A 15683-nucleotide genomic window follows, 5' to 3' on the forward strand; every position below is an offset into this window, starting at 1 on the left:
CCCCGGCGCGGCCCGCACGGACCCACGCCGGGTGAGGTTAACCTAACCCACCGCCTCCGGTGCGGTCACCGGCACCGAGTACTCCCAGTCGGCCAGCAGCGTCCGCAGGGCGCTGAGCAGGGCGAGCGGCTGGTCGATCATCACGTGGTGCCCGGCGCCCGGGATCTCGATCACCGGGGCGGCGCGGCCCATCCGGTCCACCACCATCTCGCCCATGTCGGCCGGGACCAGCCCGTGCTCGGCCCGGAACAGCCCGATCCGGCAGCCCGGCCGGCCCAGGTCGGCCGGGGTGAGCCCGATGCCGGCGAAGATCCTCGGGTCGAACTTCCAGCGCCAGCCGCCGTCGACGGCGGTGATGCTGTGCTCGGCGATGTGCCGGTGCACCCAGGGCAGGTCGCCGTCCTGCTCCGGGACGGTGCGGAAGCGGGCGAGCAGCACGTCCCGGTCGGGATGCACCGTGGCCGGGCCGAACGCACGCTTCTGCCGGGCCGCCTCCTCCTCCGGGGACCGGTCGCGCACCGGCGAGTCGACCGCGACCGCCCCGGCCAGCTCCTCGCCGTAGCGCAGCGCCCCGGTCAGCGTGACGAAGCCGCCCATCGAGTGCCCGATCAGGGTGGGCCGCTCGCCGAGCCGGGCGTCGTCGATCACCGCCCGTACCTCGGCGGCCCAGCGGTCCAGGTCGTAGGACGGCGCCCGGCCGGAGTCGCCGTGCCCGGACAGGTCCACCGCGACGACCCGGCGCGAGCCCTCCACCAGCAGCGGCGCGATGTGGTCCCACCAGTGCGAGTGGGCGGCACCGCCGTGCACCAGGACGACGCCCGGCCCGCCCGGCTCGCCCCACGTCCGGTAGGCGATCGGCACCCCGTCGACCTCGACGCTGCCGGAACCGGACGGCGTGTCGACGGCCGAGGTGAACCAGGCGGGCGGGACGTCGGGCACGTGGGCCTCCGGCGGTGGTGTCGGGAACGGGATCGGGACGGCTCGAACGTACCTTCTCGCCAGTTCTGACTACGCGCGGTAACGAACGGTGGCAACCGGGCGACGCACCCGACAACGTCGGTACGGCCGAGGGGGCACATGAACGGATCGACGGGCGGGACGGTGATCCGGGCGGTGCCGCGCGACCGGATCGGCTGGGCGACGGCCGACCGGGTGCTGTGCACGGCGCTGGTCACGCTGTCCCGGGACGACGCACCGCCGGACGCGACGGCCGCCGCGGTGCGGTCCTGGTCCCTGCTCTCCGGGCCGCTGCGCGCCGCGCAGGCGCGACCGGGCTATCCGCCGGGACCGTGCCCGGACCTCTGCCTGGTCGCGGTCCATCCCGCCGACATCGAGCCGATCGGGCGGCTGGCCCGCGAGCTGGGACGATGCCTGCTCCCCGGTGCCCGCCCGACGACCGCGCGAACGCTGCTGCGGGCCGCGAGCGCCGCCGCCACCGGGCCGTGCGGGCTGGTCGTCGAGCTGGCCCGGATGCACGGCGTGCTCGATCTCGACCACGGCCAGGACGCGGAGCTGCTCTACGCGCTCGCCGGCGTCCGGACCACCGGCGCGACCATCCTCGCGGCGCACGACCGAGTGGCCGGACGGGTGGCGGCGATGTGGGCGGCGGGCGAGCCGGATCCCGGCCCGGTACCGGCCGACGGCCTGCCCGGGAGCGGGTACGGGCGACACACCGGCCCGCGGTGACACTGCGCGATCACGCGGGATACCGACCGTTCCCGTCTCGACTCTTGTTGACGGGTTTTCTATGATGACGTCGTGTCTCACAGTGATGTGGTGGAACGCACGACCGTCGTCACGACGCCGGACGGCCTGGGCCTCGCGGTCGAGGAGCGGGGCGACCGCACCGCGCCGACCGTCGTCGCCGTGCACGGGTACCCGGACGACCGGCACGTCTGGGGCGGTGTGGCCCGCCTGCTCGCCGCCGACCACCACGTCGTCACCTACGACGTCCGGGGGCACGGCGGCTCGGACGCCCCGGCCGGACGTGCGGGCTACGATCTCGAGCTGCTCGCCGCCGACCTGCGCGCGGTCTGCGACGCGGTCTCCCCGGACGCCCCGGTGCACCTGCTCGCCCACGACTGGGGCGCCATCCAGACCTGGCATGCGGTCACCGGCGACGCGCTGACCGGGCGGGTCGCGTCGTTCACCTCGATCTCCGGGCCGTGCCTCGACCACGTCGGGCTGTTCCTGCGCCGGCGCTCCCCGCGGGACCTGCGCGCGGTCGTCCGGCAGGCGCTGCACTCGTGGTACACGCTGGCGTTCCGGCTGCCGGTGCTGCCCGAGCTGGTCTGCCGCAGCGGGCTGCTCGGCGGGCTGATCGAGCGGACCGAGCGGATCCCCCGCCCGTCGGTGCGCGACGCGGTGAACGGCCTGGAGCTCTACCGGCGGAACCTGCCCCGCCGCCTGGGCCGCCCGGAGCAGCGCCGCACCGGCGTGCCGGTCCAGGTGCTGGTGCCGCGCGGGGACGCCTACGTGACCCCGGCGCTCGCCACCAGCGCCGCGCAGTTCGCCCCCGACCTGCGGGTCCGCTACCTGCCGGGCGGACACTGGATGGTGCGTCACCGGCCCGAGGTGATCGCCCGGTGCACCGCCGAGATGGTCGCCGGAACTGCCCGGCCGGACTCCCAGCCGGACGCCCGGCCGGATTCCCAGGCGCCCGCGCCCGCGCTCGCCCGGGCCGCGGCCCGGGGCCGCGCGCTGGTCGCCGCCGGTGGCCGGCCCGGGCGGCCGGTCCGCTGGGAGGGCGGTCTGGCCGTGGTCACCGGCGCCGGGAGCGGGATCGGGCGGGCCACCGCACTGGCGCTCGCCGAGCGCGGCAGCCGGGTGGTGGTCGCCGACCTCTCCGCGGACGGTGCCACCGAGACCGCCGGGATCATCGGGCGCAGACACGGCAGCGGCCGGGCGTTCGCGGAGACCGTCGATGTCGCCGACGACGACGCCGTCGCCGCACTGGCCGCCCGGGTGGCGGCGACGCACGGGGTCCCCGATCTGGTCGTCAACAACGCCGGGATCGCCGTCGCCGGGCCGTTCGCGGACACCACAGCCGAGGAGTGGCGGCGGATCGTCGACGTCAACCTGTGGGGTGTGGTGCACGGCTGCCGGCACTTCGGGGCGCTGCTGCGCGCGCACGGCGAGGGCGGGCACCTGGTGAACGTCGCGTCGGCGGCGGCCTACCTGCCGTCCCGCGCGCTGCCCGCCTACGCGACGACGAAGGCCGCGGTGCTGATGCTGTCCGAGTGCGTGCGCGCCGAGCTGGCCGAGGACGGCATCGGTGTCACGGCGCTGTGCCCGGGGTTCGTGGACACCCCGATCACCGCGCACACCCGGTTCGCCGGCACCGACGAGGCCACCCAGGAGGCCCGCAGGCGGGCGTCCGCGGCGGCGTACGCGCGCCGCGGCTACACCCCGGAGCGGGTCGCGTCGCGGCTGGTCCGTGCGGTGGAGCGGAACGTGGCGCTGGCACCGGTCACCGCGGAGGCGCACGCCGGCCTGCTGGCCTCCCGGCTGTCCCCCGGCCTGCTCCGTGCCGTCGCCCGGATCGACGGCGGAACCCGCTGACGCACGCGTCCCACCACGCCCGGAGAGAGGAGCACATCGATGAGCACGCTCGGCAAGCGCGGCACCCGGATCACCCGTGACCGGACCGCCGACGACCGCACGCCCCACGACCGGACGATCCATGACCGGATGGCCCATGACCGGATAGCCCATGACCGGATGGCCCACGACCGGATAGCACTGCACGCCCGTGACGTCCGGTTCGACTTCTCGGCGCTGCGCACCGACTGGATCCCCGGCGAACCGTTCGCGTCGCACCTGATCGACGTGCTGCACCTGCTGCTGCCGGAGGGTGAGCGCTGGTTCGTCGAGGTGTTCTCGCAGGCGTTGCCGATGGTGCGCGACGACGCGCTGGCCGAGGACGTCCGCGGGTTCATCGGGCAGGAGGCGATGCACGCGTCGTCGCACCAGGGCGCGCTGGACCACCTGGGCGAGGCCGGGATCGACGTGTCCCGGTACGTCGAGCAGGTGGAGTGGATCTTCGGTGAGCTGCTCGGCGAGCGCGGGCTGTCCGGGGACGCGGCGCGGGAGTGGCTGGTCGAGCGGGTCGGGCTGGTCGCCGCGATCGAGCACCTGACGGCGGTGCTGGGCGAGTGGATCCTGCACTCTCCCGAGCTCGACGCGGCCGGCGCCGACCCGCAGATGCTGGACATGCTGCGCTGGCACGGCGCGGAGGAGGTCGAGCACCGGTCGGTGGCGCACGATCTGTACGTGCATCTGGACGGGCGTTACCTGCGACGGATCCGGGCGATGCTGGTGACCGCACCGGCCCTGATCCGGTTGTGGGCGTCCGGCACGGCGCAGCTGTGCGCCCGGGATCCGGAGTTGCGCGGGACACCGGCGCGGCGGGCCCGGATCCGGGACTACCTGCGGGCGTCGCGGCGGGGTCTGGTGCCGGGTCCGATGCTGTTCGCCAGGGCGATGCTCACCTATCTGAATCCCCGGTTCCATCCGGCGAACCACGGCGACACCGACGCGGCGGTCGCCTACCTGGCGGTCTCCCCCGCGGCCCGCGCAGCCGACGGTGGGCCGGCGGACGGCGCCCCGGCCGAGCCGCGGCGGAGCGGCATGAGCGCGGCATGAGCGGCATCGCCCCGCCCCCGCATCCCAACCGGAGCGCACGGGCACTGGCGACGGTCACCGCCGTGGCCCAGAGGGTGTCGGTCCGCAGCGGCCGCCGCCGTCGCCCGGCCGCCCCGGTCGACCGGGAGCTGCCGGTCACGGTCCGGTCGGTGACCCACCCCTGCCCGGATGTCGCCGAGGTGGAGCTCGTCGGGGCCGGGTCGCTGCCCGGCTGGCGGCCGGGCGCACACCTGGACGTCGTGCTGCCGTCCGGCCTGCTCCGCCAGTACTCGCTGTGCGGCGACCCGGCGGACCGGTCGGTGTACCGGATCGCGGTGCGCGCGGTCCCGGAGGGTTCGGGATCGGCACAGGTGCACCGGCTCACCCCGGGCACCCGGCTGACACTGCGCGGCCCGCGGAACGCGTTCCCGCTGGCGGCGGCCCCGTCGTACCTGTTCCTGGCGGGCGGCATCGGGATCACCCCGATCGCGCCGATGGTGCGGTCGGTGCACGCCGCCGGGCTGCCGTGGCAGCTGGTGCACACCGGGCGCGACCTGGCGTCGATGCCGCTGTCCGGCGGTCTCGCCGCGCTCGCACCGGGGCGGGTCCGGCGCAGGCCGGACGACGCCGGCGGGATCCCGGCGGCGGCCGAGCTGCTGGCCGGGACGGACCCGTCCGCGGCGGTGTACTGCTGCGGCCCACCGGCGATGATCGATGCGGTGCGCCGGGCGCTGCCGGCCGGCCGGCGGTTCCACTCGGAGCGGTTCTCGCCGCCGCCGATCCGGGACGGCCGCCCGTTCACGGTGGCGCTCGCCGGCGGACCGGAGCTGCCGGTGCCGGCGGACCGGACGGCGCTCGACGTGATCCGCGAGGTCCGGCCGGACGTCCCCTACTCCTGCCGGCAGGGGTTCTGCGGGACCTGCCACGTGCGACTGGTCGAGGGGTCGACGGTGGGCGATCCGGCGGGCCCGGGCCTGACCGCCCTGTGCGTCGGGCGGGCGGAGGGTGCGCGTGTCGTCGTCGATCTCGGTCGCTAGGGGTGGCGGTTCCGTACCCTTTCCGGTGATGACCTCCTCACCCGCCCGTTCACCGCGTCGGATGACGCCCGAGGCCCGGCGCGCACAGCTCGTGTCGGCCGCGCTCGACCTCTACGGCAGCCGCTCCCCGGACGAGGTGGCCGTCGAGGACGTGACCCGGGTCGCGGACGTGTCGCGGGCGCTGTTCTACCGCTACTTCTCCGGCGTCGAGGAGCTGCACGTCGCGGCGCTGGGCAGCGTCGCGGACGAGCTGATCGCCCGGGTCGCGCTGGCCGGCGAGGGGCCGCTGGAGGAGCAGCTGGCGGCGGCGCTGGACGTGTTCCTGGACGTGGTGCAGCGGCACGCCCGTGCCTACGTCGCGCTGCTGCGCAGCGGATCGGTGGTGTCCACCGGCGAGACGGACGCGCTGGTCGACGGGGTCCGCGACCACATCGTGGACCTGCTGTGCGTGCGCGGCGGGGTGCCGGAACCCGCGCCGCTGCAGATGATGACGCTGCGCGGCTGGGTCGCGCTCGTCGAGGGCTCGGTGCTGGCCTGGCTGGAGGCCGGGCGGGTCCCGGACCGCGCCGGGCTGCGGGACTGGCTGGTGGAGCAGCTGTTCGCGATGCTCGAGGTGACCACCCGGCGGTCCTGACCGGTCCGGATCAGGGTGCGACGATCCCGAACGCGTTCGGGACGGCGCGGTGCGCGTCCTCGGACGGCGCGTTCACCACCCGGCCGCGGAACACCATCGTCGACGACCCGCCGCCGTCGACGTTGACGCCGTGCACCGCGCCGGCCCGGCGCAGCTGTTCGGCGGTCTCGGCGAGCGTGATGCCGACGCTGGTGGAGTCGCGGCCGTCCGCGGTCAGCAGGACCAGCCGTCCGTCGTCGGTGATCCCGGCCGCGCTGCGCGGCTCGCGGACGGCGTCGTCGAGGCCGGGGACGGGTGCGCCGTCGCGCAGCACCGGGCTCCCGCCGACCGCGGTCCGCGGCGGCACGCCGGACGCGGCAGCCAGCCGGTGCTCGACGACGACCCGGTCGCCGGGCGCCAGGCCGCGCAGCGCCGCGGCGCCGGCGTCCCGCCCGACCAGGATCTGCTCGCCGTCCGCGACCGGCCCGGTGCCGGGCGGTCGGACCTCGGCGACGGCGCCGTCGCGGACCGCGACCTCGATCCGGTCCGGCGCGCAGGGTGCGTCCCGGTCGGTGTCGCTGCCGCAGAGCGTGGCGTTGCGGTCGCCGTCCCAGTCGGGGGTGAGCAGGCCGATCCCGTCGACCGGGACGGCGTAGGCGTTGAGGGTGCGGATCGGCAGCGTCGTGCCGTCGGCGGTGCCGACCGAGGCGTCCAGGGTGAGCCGGTCGAGGCGGGGACCGCCGGCCGCGTCGACGGCGAGCACGTCGCCGGGGTCGCCGCCCGGGACGGCCGGTGCGAGCCGGCGCCCGGGCGGGACCGGCGAGGTGAGCGCCCGGCCGTCGCGCACCGACGGCCCGGCAGGCGCGTTGCTGCGGGCGAAGTCGAAGAAGTCACCGTTGACGGCCGCGGCGACGCCGGCCCGCCCGGCGTGCACCGGGACGGTCGCGCGCTCGCCGACGGTCGCGCCGGTGAGCAGCTCGGCCCGGACGCCGTCCCGGCGGAGGTCCGCGACGACGACGTCGGTGCTCACCGGGCCGCCCGGGGTGTCGATCCGCTCCTCCCGGTGGGTGATCGCGGGGGCGGGCGCGACGGTGTGCACCGCGACGATCGGTGCGGGCGCGGGCGCGGTCGCGGGTGCGGGCGCGGTGACCGGGCCCGCCGGCAGCAGCACGGCGAGCACCGCGGTGACGGCAGGCGTCACCATCCGGTCGCGCACCCGCCTCGTCATCGCACTCCCCCCGGTCGCCGGTCGGCCGGGGAGAGACGATCACAACGGGCCGGGCCGGGGCGCGCCGGTGCGGCACACCCCGGCCGTAACCACCCGGTCGTGGGACATCCGGCCGGGCTTGGGGGCGATCGGGATCACCGGAACGGGGTCCGGCGTCCGGGTGCCGGCGGACCGCCGGGGATCAGCGCTCCCGCACCCGGGTGTACAGCTCGGCCCAGTGCCCCGGCCCGAGGTCCCGGGGCAGCGTGCGCGCGTCCAGCCCGGCCCCGGCGGCCCAGCCGCGGGCGGTGGTGCGGCCGTACCGGCGCGCGACGACGTCGACCACGCCCCGCCCGCGGCCGGTGAACACCTGGTCGACCATCCGCTGGTAGGGCCCGGCCGGGCCGCCGACCAGCGGCCGGGCCCGGCGGGTGATCTCCAGGATGCCGCCGTCCACCGAGGGGACCGGCCGGAACGCGCCGGCCGGGACGCGCCCGACGAGGCGGAAGCCGAACCAGGGCCACCAGCGGGCGGTCAGCGCCGTCGTCGGGCCGACGGCGGCCCGCTTGCGCGCCACCTCCCACTGCAGCAGGAGCAGCGCGTGCGCCCAGCGCGGGGCGGGCAGCAGCCGGCGCAGCAGCGGGGTGGTCAGTGCGTACGGGACGTTGGAGACGACGTCGACCGGCCGGTCGAGCCGTTCGCGCAGGAGATCGCCGTGCCGGACGGTGACCCGGGCGCCGAACCGGCGGCGCAGCCGGTCGACCCGGTGCGGGTCGATCTCGACGGCGGTGACCGGCCGGTCGAGCCGCAGCAGCGCGGCGGTGAGCGCGCCGTCGCCCGCGCCGAGCTCGAGGACCGACCGCGCCGGGTAGCCGCCGACGACGGCGGCCAGCGCGGCCGGGACGGCGGGATCGACGAGGAAGTTCTGGCCGTGCTCGTGACGGCCGAGTGGGCGTGCCAAGGGAAGCTCCCGGGGCGGGGAGCCGGACGCGCACGGGGGCGCCGCCCGGCAGTGGTCGGGGACCGGCTGCGGGGACGGCGGTGCCGCGGAAGAGGGCGCCGCCGTCAGGCGACGCGCAGGCGTATGGAGGCTGCCACGGGACGTACGGTAGGCACCCGGTGCGGGCGGCGCACCCGGTTTCCGCGCCCCGGCGGGGCCGCGGTGTCAGCCCGCGGGAACGCAGCGCCGGGTCGACACCGTCACGCCGCCGTCGAGCCTGCCCCCGGCGATCCGGGCGGCCCGGATGCAGGCGTGCGTCCACATGTTGAGCTGCACCTCCTTCGCCACCCGCAGCCGGTCGTACATCAGGTGCGAGAGCCGGTCCCCCGGCCGCGCCCAGGACTCGATCGTGAACAGCAGGCGATCCCGGTCGCCGGGCTCGCCGGGCTCCCCGGGATCGCGGCCGGCCCGGAACCCGATCCGGCCGGCCTCCAGATGCCCGCGCAGGGTGACGAAGGAGAACCCCTCCGGATCGGCCGCGCAGACCCGCACCGGGCCGTCCCACGGGCCGGGCATCCGGATCAGGAACTCGTCGCCGACCGCCATCGCGCCCGGGGTGCCGCGGGTCCGGCGGAACACCGCGAACTCCGGCGACCAGCGGTCCGGGTCGGCGGTGAGGCGGCCCATCAGCTCCCGCGGGCCCAGGCCGGAACCGGCGATCCGGACCTGGTAGACGCGGTGCAGCAGGGTGCCGTACCCGTCGGCCGGGTGCTGGACGCCGTCCTCGTCGGTCCCGGCCGGGTCCGGCGGCGGCAGGTCGGACCGGTCGCCGGCGACGTCGCTGCGGTGGATCGGGGTGGTCCGCCAGAAGTACCGCCAGGACACCAGCGCGCAGCCGACCGGCCAGCGCAGGGCGGCCGCGACCCGCCGGGATCGGCGGTCACCGGTGGCCGGGGCGCTGCGTGCGTGCATTCCGGCATCGCAGCACGGGTGTAGGCGGCGCGCGAGCGGGGAACCGTCCGGCATGACGGTCGGACGGGTCCTGCTCCGCACTGGTCTGCGCGGCGCGCAGCTCCAGTGGCTCTCGCTCGGGTCGGTGGGCCTGTCGATCGGGTTGTGGTTGCGCGCCAAGACGGTCGACCAGGACGAGCGCGGCAACGCCGAGCGCCGGGCCGTGTTCGTCGGGCTGTGGCCGTCGATGCTCTGGATGATCGGCGAGTCGATGCGCCACGAGGAGAAGGGGGGCCGGTCCTGATCCGCACCCGCCTCGGCCGCCCGTCCGCCGCCCGCCGGGCCGCGGACCTGGACGCGCTCGCCGGGCTCGCCGTGAACGTCGATCCGGCGGACGAGCCGCGGGCCGCCGACGACCCGGCCTGGCACGTCGACCACGGCCGCGCCCTGGTCGGCGCCGAGCCGCCCGGCGATCCGGTGCCCGGCGGCGACTGGGAGCGCGCCTGCACGGTGGTGCGCGGCTACCAGTTCACCGACCCGCACCGGCTGCGCGGCATCTTCCGGCCGGACGATCCGCTGCTCGGCCGGGACATGCTGCTGGAGGGCCGGTTCGGGCCGCTGCGCTTCCACCTGGGGGTGCGGATCACCGGGATCGTCGACGAGGTGCGCGACGGGACCCGCGTCTGGGGCTGGAGCTACGACACGCTGCACGGCCACCTGGAGCAGGGCCGGCTCACCTACGAGGTCGTCAAGGATCTCGCGACGGGCGAGGTCGAGTTCGTGATCAGGGCCTTCTCCCGGCGGGCGCCCATCCCCGATCCGGTCCTCGTCACCGGGTTCGCCCTGTTCGGGCGGGCGGTGCAGCTGGAGTTCTACCACCGCGCCGGGCAGCGGGTCCGGGACCTGGTCGGCGCGGCGCGGGGCGGGCGGCCGCTGCCCCGGCCGGTCCCCGACCCGGACGGCATCGCGGTCGCACCGGAGGGCAGCAGGCACCTGCGGGGCGACTCGCTCGCCCTGCTCGTTCGCCGCCCGGGGCCGTCGGCGCCCCCCGCAGCACGCCGGGTTAGGGTCACCTGACTTGGAGGACGTCATGCAACGGCCGAACCCCTTCCGCTGGCTCGCCTACGCCTTCGGTGCCCGGCTGCCCGAGCGGCACCGGCGCTGGGTGCTGCACGACGTCACGTGCCGCACCTGGTGGCTGCGTCATCTCGCGCGCACCGCCGTCCAGCTGACCCCGCTGCTGGCGCTGCTCTACCTGGTCGTGCCCGGGCCGCCGTGGGTGCGGCTCGGCGCGATCATGTCGGGCGCGTTCATCGGGTTCTTCTACTCGCTGGTCTACATGGTCGAGGCCGCGGAGACGCGGGTGATGAAGGCCGGGTACCCGGTGGGTGCGGCGGCCTCCACCCGCGAAGCCCGCCGGTCCGAGCAGCACGTCGAGGCCCGCCGCCGGTACGACGAGATCCACCGCGACGAACGCGGCCGGGGCGACCGTCCGGGCTGAGCGTCAGCCCGTTCCGTAGTGCGCGATCTTCTCGTCCGGCACGGCGAGCGCCGCGTCCAGCCGGGACCGCCGTTCGAGCAGCTCCGCCCGGTGCGCGGCCAGGAAGGCCGCCGGGTCCGGGGCCCCCGGCCCGGTCGTCGAGCCGGAACTCGCGCAGATCGGCGATGCCCAGCCGGCGCGGCGCAGACAGCCGACCATGCCGATCCAGGCCAGGTCGTCGTCGGTGTAGATCCGGCGCCCGCTGCGGTCCCGGGCCGGCGCCGGGACCAGGACGATCTCGGTGCGTTCGCGGCCGGATCGCCGCGCTCGCCGGCTGACCCACGCACGCCGGTGGGCCCGGACCGCGACGGTCCGGGCCCACCGGGAGGGACCTGTGATCAGGGGATGACGACCGGGCCGCTCGTCGGGGCCGGGTCGTCGGCCCAGCGGTGGCCGCTCTCCCGCGGCGTGACGCCCTCCTCGGCCCACGCGGCCAGCAGCGTGGCGACCTTGGCGTGCATCACGGTGCGGAGCCGGTCGAACGAGTTCTGCGGGTCGTCGTCGACCTCCCCGAGCAGCAGCCACCAGGCCCAGGCGACCGCACCGGCGTTCGCGACGAAGTCCGGCAGCACCGGGACGCCGCGGGCGGCCAGCATGGCCTCGGCCTCCGGGGTGGTCGCGGCGTTCGCGGCCTCCACGACGACCCGCGCCCGGACGTCGAACGAGTTGTCCGGGGTGATCGCGTAGGAGATGGCCGCCGGGACCAGGATGTCCGCCTCGGCGGAGAGGATCGCGTTGCGCGGCAGCTCCTCGACGCCCGCCGGCAGCCGGCTGCGGTCGATCTCGCCGTAGCCGTCGCGCAGCTCCAGCAGGGCCGGGACGTCGAGCCCGTCGGCGCAGTGCAGGGTGCCTGCGGCGTCGGCCACGGTGGTGACCTTCATCCCGGCCTCGTGCAGGTAGTAGGCGGCGGCTCCGCCCATGGTGCCGACACCCTGGATCGCGACCGTCGTCTCGGCCGGGACCTGGCCCCAGGAGACCGCGGCGGCCAGGCAGGCGTGCGCAACGCCGTAGCCGCCGATCACGTCACCGAGTTCGAAGCCGCCCTCGACCTCGGCCGTGAGGCCCTTGCGGACCCGCTCCAGGGTGGCCGCCGGGTCGTCGGCGCGGCTGATCGCGGCGTGGTAGCTCTGGCCGAGGCCGAGCCGGGCGAAGACGTCGTCGATCAGGTGCTGCGGGACACCGAGGTCCTCCGCGGTGACCCAGTGCCGGTCGATCCACGGGCGCATGGCCTCGCAGAACCGCTCCAGCACCTCGACGGCGCGCGGGTCCTTCGGGTCGAAGTCGATGCCGCCCTTCGCCCCGCCGATCGGCAGATCGAAGGTCGCGGTCTTGTTGGCCATCCCGCGGGCCAGGTCCTCCACCTCGCTGAGCGTGCAGCCCGCCCGCATCCGGGTGCCGCCGGTGGCGAGGCCGCCGCGCAGGGTGTGCACCACGAGGTAGCCGACGGCGCCGGTCACCGAGTCGTTCCACTGCAGGCGCATGTACGGCTCGGAACGGCGGACCGCCGGTGCGACGGGCGCGGCGCCGATGCCCGGGACGGCCGGGGCGGCCTGAACCGCTGTCTGCGGGGTGCTCCCGGCGGGGTTCTGCATCGTGGTCATGGCGACCCACCTCCTCGTCGTGCTCGTGCCGGTCGCCTGGCCTGGGGCCACGCCGGTCGCGTCATCGCCTGTGCGGACCTCGTCGTCCCCCCGGCCCTGCGCTCGCCGACCGGTGACCCCAGCCTGCGGGCGCAGCGGCGGCCCCGTCCATTTACGGATCATTCACGGCGGTGTTCAGCGTTCCTGCACAACGCCTAGGCTCCGGTCCATGGACCTGTCGCTGCCCCGGCTGCGGATGCTGCGTGAGCTGCACCGGCGCGGGACGATCACCGCGGCCGCGACGGCACTGCACTACACCGCGTCCGCGGTGTCCCAGCAGCTGGCGCAGCTGGAACGCGACGTCGGCACCCGGCTGTTCGAACGGCGCGGCCGCCGGGTGCAGCTGACCGACCTCGGCGTGCTGCTGGCCGAGCACGCCGAGGAGATCCTGGCCGCCGTGGAACGCGCGACCCAGGCCATCGAGGAGGCCGGCGAGTCGGTCGCGGCGAAGGTCACAGCCGGGGTGTGGGCGTCGGTGGCGTCCGGGCTGCTGCCGGACGCGCTGACCGCACTGGCCCGCACACATCCGGGCGTCGTGGTGCGCAGCCGGGAGCTCGCCCCGGAGGAGACCGCGGCCGCCGTCCGCGACGGCGAGCTCGACCTGTCCTTCGTGATCGACTACTCCAACTACCCGATGACCTGGGACCGCAGCCTGGAACGCTCGGTGATCGCGGTGGAGCGGCTCTACGCCGCCGTCCCGGCCGGCGCGGTGCCCGCGGCGAGCGTCACGATGGCCGAGCTCGCCGAGCACCCGTGGATCATGTCCCCGGCCCGGTCGCACTTCGGACACGCCGCCCGGCTCGCCTGCCAGGCCGCCGGGTACGTCCCGCGGATCGAGCACGAGGTGGAGGAGCAGGCCACCGCGATGGCGATGGTGTCGGCCGGGCTGGGCGTGACGCTGGTGTCCGACCTGGGGCTGGCGCTGCGGCCACCCGGGGTGGACGTCGTCGCACTCGGCGACGCACTCACCCGCACCGTGTCGCTGGCCTACCGGACGAACTCCGGCCGGCGGGCCGCGCTGCTGCTGGTCATCGACGCGATCCGGACGGCCGCGGCACAGATGGGGCTGGGCGCCGACACCGCGCTGCCCGCCCCGGCGCCCGCCGCCGCTCCCCCGGCTGCGCCGCCGGCCCAGCCCCCGGGGTCCCGCACGGCGCGACCGCCGGCCCCGGACGCCGGGCCGGAGGTCAGCCGGGACGGCCGCACCGGCGTCGCACCTGCGTCGGAGGAGATCGGCTCGGGCGGCGATCGGCTCGGGCTGAGCTGACCCGGCCCCGCTCACCGGGCGAGCATTTGGGGGGCGAACAGGAAATCCTCCGAACCGTGCGGCCCCGCATTCTCGAAGAACAGGCGTGAGCAGCGACGAGCGGGCACCGGGAAACGCGATCACCGTTCTGTCACGGCGGGTCGCGATCGGCGTGGAACTGCTCGCTGTCGGCGCCGCGGTGGCGTCCGGGCATCTCGTCGCCGGGCTGCTCGCGCCGGCGTCGTCGCCGTTCGTCGCGGTGGGTGACGCCGTCGTGCGGCTGTCCCCGCAGCCGGTGGTCGAGTTCGCCAAGTCCGCGTTCGGCACCGCCGACAAACCGGTGCTGCTCGCCGGCACGGCCGTGCTGCTGGTTCTGGCCGGGGCGCTGGCCGGGCTCGCCGCCCGGCGCCGTCCGCTGCCCGGGACCGTCGCGGTCGCGGTGCTCGGCGCCGTCTCGGCGGCCGCGGTGCTCACCGCGCCCGCGCTGCAGCCACCGGACGTGGTCGCGCCGCTCGTCGCCCTGGTGATCGGGCTGGTCACCCAGCTGTGCCTGCACCACGCGGCCCGATCCGCGGCGGCCCACGCGGCAGGCCCGGCAGACCGGGCCGGCCCGGCAGCCGCACCCGGCGCGGCCGGCCCAGCAGGCGCGGCAGCGCCGGACGCGCCGATGCCCCGCGGCGGACCGGTCGCGACCCCGGTCCGCCGCCGCTCGGTCCTCGCCGGCGCCTCCGCAGCGGTGGCGCTGGGTTCACTGGTCGCGGGCGGAGCGGGCGTCGCGCTGGCGGCCTCCGGCCGCGGTATCGCCGAGTCCCGGTCGGCGCTGACCCGGCGGCTGGCCGCGGCCCGGCTCACCGAGCGGGCACCCGCGGTGCCGGAGTCGGCGGGCTTCGCCCGGTTCGGCACGGTCCCCTTCGTCACGTCGAACGCCGACTTCTACCGGATCGACGTCGCGCTGCGGATCCCCGCCGTGCGCGCCGAGGACTGGAGCCTGCGCATCCACGGCCGGGTCGACCGCGAGCTCACCCTCGGTGTCGACGACCTGCTGGCCCGTCCCCTCGTCGAGCGGACGATCACGATGACCTGCGTCTCCAACACCGTCGGCGGGAACCTGGTGTCGACCGCGAACTTCGTCGGTGTCGACCTGGCCCCCCTGCTACTGGAGGCCGGCGTCGATCCGGGCGCCGACCAGATCGTCTCGACCAGCCGGGACGGCTGGACGGCCGGCACCCCGACGGCGACCGTTCTGGAACCGGGCCGCGGCGCGATGCTCGCGATCGGCATGAACGGCGAGGCACTGCCGGTCGAGCACGGCTTCCCGGTCCGGATGGTGGTGCCCGGCCTGTACGGCTACGTCTCGGCCACCAAGTGGCTGACCGAGATCGAGCTGACCACCTTCGCCGAGCGGACCGTCTACTGGCGCGACCGCGGCTGGGCGGAGCGGGCGCCGATCAAGACCCAGTGCCGGATCGACTCTCCGACCGGGTTCTCCCAGCAGGCGGCGGGGGCGGTCCGGGTGGCCGGTGTCGCGTGGGCGCAGCCGGTGGGCGTCGCGCAGGTCGAGGTACGGGCCGACGACGGGCCGTGGGTGCGGGCCGAACTGGGCACCGAGGTCAATCCGAACACCTGGCGGATGTGGACGGCCGAGCTCGATCTCGGACCCGGCAACCACATCCTCACCGCGCGGGCCAACGACCGGCGCGGGCTCACCCAGACCGAGGAGCGGGCCGATCCGATACCGGACGGCGCCACCGGCTGGCCATCGGTGATCGTCACCGTCGCCTGACACCGCCCGAACGCGGTTCCGGGGCACCCCCATGCCATTTCCGGAAATCGTTGGGCCGACTCCTCAGAATATTTCCGGGATTGCCGAACCAATCGCCTCCCCG

The 15683-nt window shown here is 76.0% G+C and carries 15 protein-coding genes and 1 pseudogene; 10 read left to right on the top strand and 6 right to left on the bottom strand.

Features of this window, described 5'->3' with window-relative positions; translation table 11 throughout:
- Nucleotides 1–42: 42 nt before the first annotated feature.
- Nucleotides 43–939, bottom strand: coding sequence for an alpha/beta hydrolase (locus ABZ881_RS05450; RefSeq protein WP_358482015.1), 897 nt, complete (start codon nucleotides 937–939; stop codon nucleotides 43–45).
- Between the two features lie 138 nt (nucleotides 940–1077).
- On the opposite strand from ABZ881_RS05450, the gene ABZ881_RS05455 reads away from it, so the two are divergent.
- From ABZ881_RS05455 to ABZ881_RS05475, 5 genes are all read left to right on the top strand, one after another.
- Entirely contained in the window at nucleotides 1078–1686 is a 609-nt protein-coding gene (locus tag ABZ881_RS05455) for a hypothetical protein (RefSeq protein WP_358482017.1), read from the top strand.
- A gap of 90 nt (nucleotides 1687–1776) precedes the next feature.
- Entirely contained in the window at nucleotides 1777–3561 is a 1785-nt protein-coding gene (locus ABZ881_RS05460; protein ID WP_358482018.1) for an SDR family oxidoreductase, read from the top strand.
- Nucleotides 3562–3720: 159 nt separating this feature from the next.
- Entirely contained in the window at nucleotides 3721–4644 is a 924-nt protein-coding gene (locus tag ABZ881_RS05465) for a metal-dependent hydrolase (protein ID WP_358482110.1), read from the top strand.
- Nucleotides 4645–4706: 62 nt separating this feature from the next.
- On the top strand, nucleotides 4707–5660 hold the full coding sequence (locus tag ABZ881_RS05470) for a PDR/VanB family oxidoreductase (RefSeq protein WP_358482021.1): 954 nt from the start codon (nucleotides 4707–4709) through the stop codon (nucleotides 5658–5660).
- Nucleotides 5661–5688: 28 nt separating this feature from the next.
- Complete coding sequence (locus tag ABZ881_RS05475; protein ID WP_358482022.1) at nucleotides 5689–6294, top strand: TetR/AcrR family transcriptional regulator; 606 nt, start codon at nucleotides 5689–5691, stop codon at nucleotides 6292–6294.
- 10 nt (nucleotides 6295–6304) lie between these two features.
- Here the strand turns inward: ABZ881_RS05475 and ABZ881_RS05480 are convergent, their stop codons facing one another.
- From ABZ881_RS05480 to ABZ881_RS05490, 3 genes are all read right to left on the bottom strand, one after another.
- Nucleotides 6305–7501, bottom strand: coding sequence for a phosphodiester glycosidase family protein (locus ABZ881_RS05480; protein WP_358482024.1), 1197 nt, complete (start codon nucleotides 7499–7501; stop codon nucleotides 6305–6307).
- A gap of 181 nt (nucleotides 7502–7682) precedes the next feature.
- Nucleotides 7683–8441 carry a 23S ribosomal RNA methyltransferase Erm gene (gene erm, locus ABZ881_RS05485; RefSeq protein WP_358482025.1) on the bottom strand — a complete coding sequence of 253 codons (759 nt, stop codon included), beginning with the start codon at nucleotides 8439–8441 and terminating at the stop codon, nucleotides 7683–7685.
- 204 nt (nucleotides 8442–8645) lie between these two features.
- On the bottom strand, nucleotides 8646–9392 hold the full coding sequence (locus ABZ881_RS05490) for a DUF1990 family protein (RefSeq protein ID WP_358482027.1): 747 nt from the start codon (nucleotides 9390–9392) through the stop codon (nucleotides 8646–8648).
- Nucleotides 9393–9444: 52 nt separating this feature from the next.
- Here ABZ881_RS05490 and ABZ881_RS05495 point away from each other — a divergent pair, with 52 nt between their 5' ends.
- From ABZ881_RS05495 to ABZ881_RS05505, 3 genes are all read left to right on the top strand, one after another.
- The gene (locus tag ABZ881_RS05495; protein WP_358482029.1) at nucleotides 9445–9675 is read left to right on the top strand and encodes a hypothetical protein; all 231 of its coding nucleotides are present in this window, start codon (nucleotides 9445–9447) and stop codon (nucleotides 9673–9675) included.
- A gap of 71 nt (nucleotides 9676–9746) precedes the next feature.
- Entirely contained in the window at nucleotides 9747–10448 is a 702-nt protein-coding gene (locus ABZ881_RS05500) for a DUF1990 family protein (protein WP_358482030.1), read from the top strand.
- Nucleotides 10449–10461: 13 nt separating this feature from the next.
- Entirely contained in the window at nucleotides 10462–10872 is a 411-nt protein-coding gene (locus ABZ881_RS05505) for a DUF5313 family protein (protein ID WP_358482032.1), read from the top strand.
- A 3-nt stretch (nucleotides 10873–10875) separates the two neighbouring features.
- On the opposite strand, the gene ABZ881_RS05510 is transcribed toward ABZ881_RS05505, so the two are convergent.
- Nucleotides 10876–11070: a hypothetical protein gene (locus ABZ881_RS05510; protein WP_358482034.1), complete on the bottom strand. Its 195-nt coding sequence runs from the start codon at nucleotides 11068–11070 to the stop codon at nucleotides 10876–10878.
- A gap of 179 nt (nucleotides 11071–11249) precedes the next feature.
- Nucleotides 11250–12392, bottom strand: a complete 1143-nt coding sequence (locus ABZ881_RS05515) for a Glu/Leu/Phe/Val dehydrogenase dimerization domain-containing protein (protein WP_358482112.1) — start codon at nucleotides 12390–12392, stop codon at nucleotides 11250–11252.
- 328 nt (nucleotides 12393–12720) lie between these two features.
- Between ABZ881_RS05515 and ABZ881_RS05520 the strand changes: the two are divergent.
- Both ABZ881_RS05520 and ABZ881_RS05525 read left to right on the top strand, forming a co-directional pair.
- Nucleotides 12721–13641, top strand: a pseudogene (locus tag ABZ881_RS05520) (LysR substrate-binding domain-containing protein); the annotation flags it as partial.
- A gap of 262 nt (nucleotides 13642–13903) precedes the next feature.
- Entirely contained in the window at nucleotides 13904–15580 is a 1677-nt protein-coding gene (locus ABZ881_RS05525) for a molybdopterin-dependent oxidoreductase (protein ID WP_358482035.1), read from the top strand.
- Nucleotides 15581–15683 lie beyond the last annotated feature (103 nt).

The organism is Pseudonocardia sp. NPDC046786 (assembly GCF_040645415.1).
GTDB lineage: Bacteria > Actinomycetota > Actinomycetes > Mycobacteriales > Pseudonocardiaceae > Pseudonocardia > Pseudonocardia kongjuensis.